8 protein-coding genes are annotated in these 7,221 nt (G+C 62.3%); 2 read left to right on the top strand and 6 right to left on the bottom strand.

The genetic code is table 11. The annotated features are described in order from the left end of the window. From NKJ06_RS33600 to coaD, 4 genes are all read right to left on the bottom strand, one after another. On the bottom strand, positions 1–366 hold a 366-nt coding region (locus NKJ06_RS33600), incomplete at its 3' end, for a DMT family transporter (RefSeq protein ID WP_352812203.1). 12 nt (positions 367–378) lie between these two features. Next, positions 379–891: a peptidylprolyl isomerase gene (locus NKJ06_RS33595; RefSeq protein WP_127269467.1), complete on the bottom strand. Its 513-nt coding sequence runs from the start codon at positions 889–891 to the stop codon at positions 379–381. A gap of 27 nt (positions 892–918) precedes the next feature. Beyond that, a complete protein-coding gene (locus NKJ06_RS33590; RefSeq protein WP_352627937.1) occupies positions 919–1,413 on the bottom strand; it encodes a peptidylprolyl isomerase in 495 nt (164 codons plus the stop codon). Positions 1,414–1,522: 109 nt separating this feature from the next. Next, on the bottom strand, positions 1,523–2,023 hold the full coding sequence (gene coaD, locus NKJ06_RS33585) for a pantetheine-phosphate adenylyltransferase (RefSeq protein ID WP_352812201.1): 501 nt from the start codon (positions 2,021–2,023) through the stop codon (positions 1,523–1,525). Between the two features lie 299 nt (positions 2,024–2,322). On the opposite strand from coaD, the gene NKJ06_RS33580 reads away from it, so the two are divergent. After that, the gene (locus NKJ06_RS33580; protein ID WP_352660330.1) at positions 2,323–2,475 is read left to right on the top strand and encodes a hypothetical protein; all 153 of its coding nucleotides are present in this window, start codon (positions 2,323–2,325) and stop codon (positions 2,473–2,475) included. A gap of 69 nt (positions 2,476–2,544) precedes the next feature. Here the strand turns inward: NKJ06_RS33580 and gyrA are convergent, their stop codons facing one another. Next, a complete protein-coding gene (gyrA, locus tag NKJ06_RS33575; RefSeq protein WP_352812199.1) occupies positions 2,545–5,349 on the bottom strand; it encodes a DNA gyrase subunit A in 2,805 nt (934 codons plus the stop codon). Between the two features lie 253 nt (positions 5,350–5,602). Further along, positions 5,603–6,445 carry a helix-turn-helix transcriptional regulator gene (locus NKJ06_RS33570; protein ID WP_352812197.1) on the bottom strand — a complete coding sequence of 281 codons (843 nt, stop codon included), beginning with the start codon at positions 6,443–6,445 and terminating at the stop codon, positions 5,603–5,605. 85 nt (positions 6,446–6,530) lie between these two features. On the opposite strand from NKJ06_RS33570, the gene NKJ06_RS33565 reads away from it, so the two are divergent. After that, positions 6,531–7,064: a hypothetical protein gene (locus tag NKJ06_RS33565; protein WP_352627851.1), complete on the top strand. Its 534-nt coding sequence runs from the start codon at positions 6,531–6,533 to the stop codon at positions 7,062–7,064. Positions 7,065–7,221 lie beyond the last annotated feature (157 nt).

Here is a 7,221-nt window from a genome sequence, read left to right as displayed (position 1 = left end):
GCCGAGGAAGCCGACGCGATCGACGAGCATGCCCGCCAGCAACTGGCCGGCGACCAGGAATGCCATCAAGGCGGCGGCGCCGATGCGCGGCGTGAGAATCGTCGACAGCGTGACATAGAAGCCGCCAAGCATGCCCCCGGCCACGAACAGCCAAGGCGCCGGCGCCTTCCAGTCGAGCGAGATGCCTTGCAGCTTCACAACCGCGACGGAGAGGATGCCGAGCACGATTGCGCCCGACAGGAACGAAAACGCCGCCGCCGCAATCGGGAGACCCAGGTCGCGCGCCAGCTGCGAGTTGATCGGTGCCTGAATGGCAATGAAGGCGCCGGACAGGATGCCGAGAAGCGACCAGACGACGCCCATCATTGTCGTTTACCCTTACTTGACGTCGGCCGCGACCTTCAGCGACACGATCTTGTCGGGATCCTGCACCGGCTCGCCGCGCTTGATCTTGTCGACATTGTCCATGCCTTCGATGACCTGGCCCCAGACCGTGTACTGGCGGTTGAGAAAGGCGGCATCGTCGAAGCAGATGAAGAACTGCGAATTGGCCGAGTTCGGATTCTGCGAACGGGCCATCGAGCAGGTGCCGCGGGCATGGTTGGCGTTGGAGAATTCAGCCTTCAGGTCCGGCTTTTCCGAGCCGCCCATGCCAGCCCGGGACGGCGCAAACGAGGGCTTGCTCGAATTGCCAAACTTGACGTCTCCGGTCTGCGCCATGAAGCCCTCGATGACGCGGTGGAAAACCACGCCGTCATAGGCGCCTTCGCGGGCCAGTTCCTTGATGCGGGCGACATGGCCGGGCGCCAGGTCGGGGAAAAGTTCGATGACCACCTTGCCCTTGGTCGTTTCCATGATGAGCGCGTTCTCGCGGTCTTTGATTTCGGCCATGTCAGATATCCTTTTGAGAAAACAGAGTTATTTGTCGGCAGCGATGCGCACCTTGATCATCTGGTCGGGGTCGGTGACCGTGCCATTGTCCGCTTCGTCGCCCTTCTTGACTTGATCGACCAGTTCCATGCCGCTGACGACGTTGCCGACGATGGTGTACTGGCCGTCGAGCGGCGGTGCCGGCGCGAACATGATGAAGAACTGCGAATTGGCGGAGTTGGGGTCCTGCGAGCGGGCCATGCCGACCACGCCGCGCGTGTAACGCTCGGTCTGCGAGAATTCGGCCGGCAGGTCGGGTAGATCGGAACCGCCGGTGCCGACGGCCTGGGCGCTAAAGCCCTTCTTGATGTTGCCGAACTTGACGTCGCCAGTCTGCGCCATGAAGCCGTCTATGACGCGGTGGAAGGCGACGTTGTCATAGGCGCCCTGGCGCACCAGCTTCTTGATCTGCGCGACGTTCTTGGGCGCGAGATCGGGCCGAAGCGCAATGGTAACGTCGCCGTCCTTCAGCGTGATGATCATGGTGTTTTCCGGGTCGGCGGCAAAAGCCGAGACCGATGCGGTCACAAGACCGGCAAGCACAACGAGGAACGAGGCGAGCTTTTTCAGCTGCATATCTGTCTCCGGGGTCTTATTTCGTGAATTTGGCGGTGAGCGCGCCGGCAACCGCCGCCGGCACGAAGGGGCGGATGTCGCCTCCCATCGAGGCAATCTGGCGGACAAGTGTGGCGGTAATGGTGCGCACGGAGGGGCTGGCGGGCAGAAAAACCGTTTGTAGTTCAGGCGCCATGGTCTCGTTCATGCCGGCCATCTGCATCTCGTAGTCGAGGTCGGTGCCGTCGCGCAGGCCGCGGATCATGATCGAGGCGCCCTGCTTCCTGGCCGCGTCGATGACCAGCCCGTCGAAGGCGACGACCTTGATGCGCGCGCCATCACGGCCGAATTCCGCTTTCGTGGCGGTCTCGATCAATTGCACCCGTTCCTCGAAGGAAAACAGCGGCTGCTTGCCCGGATGGATGCCGATCGCCGCATAAACGATGTCGGCCACGGCCAGCGAGGCCTTCAGCACATCGAGATGGCCGTTGGTCAGCGGGTCGAAGGAGCCGGCATAGAGGGCGATGCGTTCAGTCATGGCTGGTGCTTCTAATGCATGATCCCAAAAAGTGGAAACCGGTTTTTGGAAAAGATCATGCTCAAATGAAAGCTAGAGCCTGTTCCATCTTCCGTCCATCAAGATGGAACAGGCTCTAGCGAGCCTCTCTCGCAAAGGCAAATCCGATTGGCGCGCCGGCCGTGAACCTTTTCCGGCGCATGAACGACAGATGAACACGCTGATCACGAAGCCTTCACGCAGCGTTCACTAGGTTGCACCTTAATAAGATGAAACCAAAATCCCATTTATCCGTTATAAGGCGCAGGAGAAGAACGCACATGCTGATCTACATGCTCGCCACCGCAATGACCGTCGTCATGCTGATCGCCACCGTATTTGGGCTGCATCAGGAGGCACAGCGTGTCCGCGTCAAGGCAAACACCAAGCGCTTCGAAGGCTTCGGCCCCCGCAAGCCGTACCGTCACTATTGAGTCAGTCCAGACTTGCTGCCGCGCCGGCCGATTGGCCGGCGTTGCTATGTCAAAAGCTGGGTGCCGGTCTTACTCCGCACCCTCAGGACCGGCGTCAGGCGCCGGAGCGACATCAGCGCCGCCCTCAACGGTCTCTTCGATTTCCTCGTCCGATTGCGGCTCAGAGATCCGCTCGACCGAAACCACCTTTTCACCTTCAGCCGTATTGAAGATGGTCACGCCCTTAGTGGCGCGGCTGGCGAAACGGATGCCGTTGACCGGCACCCGGATGACGGTGCCGCCATCCGACACCAGCATGATCTGGTCGTCATTGCCGACCGGGAAGGTCGCCACCAGCCTGCCGATCTCGGCAACTTTCGAAACATCCGTGGCACGAATGCCCTTGCCGCCGCGTCCGGTCAGCCGGAAGTCATAGGACGAAGAGCGCTTGCCGTAGCCATATTCGGTCACCGTCAGCACATACTGCTCGTGTGCCTTGAGGAACTCGTAGCGTTCGTCGGAAAGCTCCGTCTCCTCGCCGACCTCTTCGTTGGTCAGCGCGATCTCTTCCTCCTCGCCGGCAGCGATGCCGGCGGCAAGCCGCCGTTCGGCCGCCGCCCGCTTGAGGTAGGCTGCGCGCTCGGCTGGCGGTGCATCAACGTTCTCGATTACCGACATCGAGATGATGCGGTCGGTCTCAGCCATGGTGATGCCGCGCACGCCGACAGAATTGCGGCTCTGGAAGACGCGCACGTCGCCGACCGAGAAGCGGATGCACTGACCGGAACTGGCAGTCAGGAGCACGTCGTCATTGTCGGTGCAGGTCTCGACGCCGAGGATCTCGTCGCCCTCCTCCTCCAGCTTCATGGCGATCTTGCCATTGCGGTTGACCTGGACGAAGTCGGAAAGCTTGTTGCGGCGCACAGTGCCGCGCGTGGTGGCGAACATCACGTCGAGTTCGCCCCAGCTGGTCTCGTCCTCGGGCAGCGGCATGATGGTGGTGATGCGCTCGCCCTGCTCGAGCGGCAGCATGTTGATCAGCGCCTTGCCGCGTGACTGCGGATTGCCGATCGGCAGCCGCCAGACCTTTTCCTTGTAGACGATGCCGCGCGACGAGAAGAACAGCACCGGCGTATGTGTGTTGGCCACGAACAGCCGGGTGACGAAATCCTCTTCCTTGGTCGACATGCCCGAGCGGCCCTTGCCGCCGCGGCGCTGTGCCCGGTAGAGCGATAGCGGCACGCGCTTGATGTAGCCGGAATGGCTCACCGTCACGACCATGTCCTCACGCTGGATCAGGTCCTCGTCTTCCATGTCCGAACCGCCCTCGGAGAGTTCGGTGCGGCGCGGCGTGCCGAACTCGTCGCGCACGGCGGCAAGCTCGTCCTTGACGATCTGCTGGACACGTGCTCGGGACGACAGGATGTCCAGATAATCAATGATTTCGGCGCCGATCGTGTTCAACTCGTCGGCGATTTCGTCACGGCCGAGCGCGGTCAGGCGCTGCAGGCGCAGCTCGAGGATGGCGCGCGCCTGCTCTTCGGACAAATTGTAGGTACCGTCCTCGTTGATGCGATGGCGCGGGTCGTCGATCAGAAGGATCAGCGATTCGACGTCGCCGGAGGGCCAGCGCCGCTCCATCAACTGCTCGCGTGCCGTCTGCGGATCCGGCGCGGTGCGAATCAGCTTGATGATTTCGTCGATATTGGCGACGGCGATGGCGAGACCGACCAGCACATGGGCGCGGTCGCGCGCCTTGCGCAGCAGGAATTTCGTGCGCCTTGTGATCACCTCCTCGCGGAAGGCGACGAACGCCTTCAGCATGTCGGTCAGGTTCATCACTTCCGGCTTACCGCCGTTCAGCGCCACCATATTGGCGCCGAACGAAGTCTGCAGCGGCGTGAAACGGTAGAGCTGGTTGAGGATGACGTCGGCAACGGCGTCGCGCTTCAGCTCGATGACGACCCGGTAGCCCTGGCGGTCGCTCTCGTCGCGGATGTCGGAAATGCCCTCGATGCGCTTGTCACGCACCAGTTCGGCCATCTTCTCGATCATCGACGATTTGTTCACCTGGTAGGGAACTTCGGTGATGATGATCGACTCGCGGTCATTGCCGCGCTGTTCGATGTTGACCTTGCCGCGCATGACGATGGAGCCGCGACCGGTCGCATAGGCGCTGTAGATGCCGGAACGGCCAAGCACGATGCCACCGGTCGGGAAATCCGGTCCCGGAATGATTTCCATCAGCGCCGGCAGGTCGATCGCCGGATTGTCGATGAGGGCGATCGCGCCATTGCAGACTTCGCCGAGATTGTGCGGCGGGATGTTGGTCGCCATGCCGACGGCGATGCCGCCCGAGCCGTTGACCAGAAGGTTGGGGAACCGTGCAGGCAGAACCTTGGGTTCGCTGCCCGACGCATCATAAGTGTCCTGGAAATCGACGGTGTCCTTGTCGATATCCTCCAAAAGCTCGTGCGCGACCTTGGTCAGCCGCGCTTCCGTGTAGCGCATCGCCGCGGGCGGATCGCCATCGATAGAGCCGAAATTGCCCTGTCCGTCGATCAGCGGCACGCGCAGCGACCAGTCCTGCGCCATGCGCACCAAGGCGTCGTAGATGGAAGCGTCGCCATGCGGATGGTATTTGCCCATCACGTCGGCGACCGGTCGTGCCGACTTCACATATTTGCGGTTCCAGTGGTAGCCGCTCTCATGGGCGGCGAAGAGAATGCGGCGATGCACCGGCTTCAGGCCGTCGCGCACGTCGGGCAGCGCGCGGCTGACGATCACGCTCATGGCGTAATCGAGATAGGAACGCTGCATCTCCTCGACGATGGATATCGGTTCGATGCCGGTGGGGCCGCCGTCGGCGCCGCGCGGTGTCTTCTGGTCGGTCAAATCGGATCACAATCTAATCAGGAATCACTCGGTGCTTATATAGGAAGCAAGGCTGAAACTCCAACATGTCAGGCACTTTTCCAGTGTCATTTTTGGTGGTAATTTCAAATGGATACCGCTGATTGCGACGATATGGCCAAGGCGGTTTCACCGCAATCGACGCAAAAGCCTGCAATGGACGTTTTCCCCGAGCGAAAGCCACTAGCGAGATGGATTGGACCCTGTGGGCGCCCTCGCGAGCACCCGAGCCGATTCACGAGACGCGAACGCCCATTGCGCCACGGCGGGCGCGATATTTACCGGGCGTTTCGCCCATGACACGACGAAACCGGCGGTTGAACGTCGACAGATCGTTGAAGCCGGCCTCGAAGGCGATCGCCGAGACCGCATCATCCGACATGTGCAACCGCACCGCTGCCCTGTGCAGCCGCGTCTTGAGCAGGAACTGATAGGGCGTCATGCCCGCGACCTGCCGGAAAACGCGCAGGAAATGGTAAGGGCTGGTCGCAGTCTCATCGGCAAGCGCTGAAAGTGAGACCGGCCCGTCGGCAGCCAGCTCGATCCGCCGCACCGCTCCGGCGACCCGTTTCTGGTCACGGCGGCTCGGCGCGCGCCTGACATGCGTGGTTCCGGCGGCAGCGGTCACGGCAGCACCGGCTATGCGCAGGGAAAGTTCCTCGAAGGCATCTATGTCAGCAGTCTCGCGCGCGGCCTCCGCGTCGGCCAGCAGTGGCGCCAGCACCGGCAAAGGCGGCAGGCGCGGCGTGGCGAAGGCCAGCTTCCTGGCGCCCGGCACGCCAGCCACGATCCGTTCCATGTAGGACGGTCCGAAATGAAACGACAGGCAACGGTCGCCGCTGCCATGTTCATGCCCGCATTCATAGCATGTGCCGGAATTGCCGAGCAGGAGGGCACCGGGCGCCAGCATCGCCGTGCCTTGTTGCGCGCGGTAGCGAAACGTGCCGCTGGTGACGGCGGCGACGCAGAAATCCTGATGTGCTTCCTCGAACGGCCGATCGCCGGCACCGGCCGTGCAGATCACGTCCGTCACGCGCCAGCCCGGGCCGGATGCAAGCGTATGCGTTGTCGCTGTCATGGCCGAAATATAGCAATTTTTCCCAAGCCCAGAACCCCGTCACCGCCTAGTCTTCCCGGCCTCCTGACAAGAAGAGAGTTGAACCATGTTTGACCAATCCTCCTTTGCCGAAGCCTTGCACAGTCCCGGACCTATCAACGGGCTCGCCGAAAAACTGAACCTCTACGGGCGCTTCGCCGGTGCCTGGACGTTCGATGCCTCGCGCCACCTCGAGGACGGCACCGTGCTGACCGGGCGTGGCGAGGTGCATTTCGGCTGGGTGCTGGAAGGCCGGGCGATCCAGGACGTCTGGATCCTGCCCGCGCGTAACGCCGGCCCCTCGCCCTCGCTCGGCGCCTGGACGTTCTATGGCACGACGCTGCGTGTCTATGATCCCGGCGCCGACGCCTGGCACATCTTCTGGAGCGATCCGCGCAACCAGTATTTCAGCCGCCAGCTCGGCCGCGCCGAGGGCGACACGATCGTGCAAGTCGGCGCCGACGGCACCGGCTCTTCGGTGCGCTGGAGCTTTTCGCGCATCACCGAAGACAGCTTCCGCTGGCTCGGCGAGCGCTCGCACGACGGCGCGGACTGGCACCTCGAAGTCGAATTCCTGGCGCGTCGTCAATCTGCAGACTAGAGCGGGATGAACTTAGGTTGGCGCATAGCCGGCCTCGGTGAAGTAATTTCTGCATTCGGTTGACGTGACCTCGCCGAGGATTTGGCCGATGGCGTCACAGACGGTTTCGACTGTTCGCTTGGCAGCCTTGCGCAGCCAGTGCTTGAGCTTGGCGAAG

Source organism: Mesorhizobium sp. M0293 (assembly GCF_040321735.1).
Taxonomy (GTDB): Bacteria; Pseudomonadota; Alphaproteobacteria; order Rhizobiales; family Rhizobiaceae; genus Mesorhizobium.
This window is presented reverse-complemented; position numbering and strand designations above follow the sequence as displayed.

What these genes read in the sequence shown, in the direction of transcription:
- NKJ06_RS33595 (WP_127269467.1), bottom strand. Translation starts at nt 891, where the DNA reads ATGGCCGAAATCAAAGACCGCGAGAACGCGCTCATCATGGAAACGACC.
- NKJ06_RS33590 (WP_352627937.1), bottom strand. Translation starts at nt 1,413, where the DNA reads ATGATCATCACGCTGAAGGACGGCGACGTTACCATTGCGCTTCGGCCC.
- coaD (WP_352812201.1), bottom strand. Translation starts at nt 2,023, where the DNA reads ATGACTGAACGCATCGCCCTCTATGCCGGCTCCTTCGACCCGCTGACC.
- NKJ06_RS33580 (WP_352660330.1), top strand. Translation starts at nt 2,323, where the DNA reads ATGCTGATCTACATGCTCGCCACCGCAATGACCGTCGTCATGCTGATC.
- NKJ06_RS33570 (WP_352812197.1), bottom strand. Translation starts at nt 6,445, where the DNA reads ATGACAGCGACAACGCATACGCTTGCATCCGGCCCGGGCTGGCGCGTG.
- NKJ06_RS33565 (WP_352627851.1), top strand. Translation starts at nt 6,531, where the DNA reads ATGTTTGACCAATCCTCCTTTGCCGAAGCCTTGCACAGTCCCGGACCT.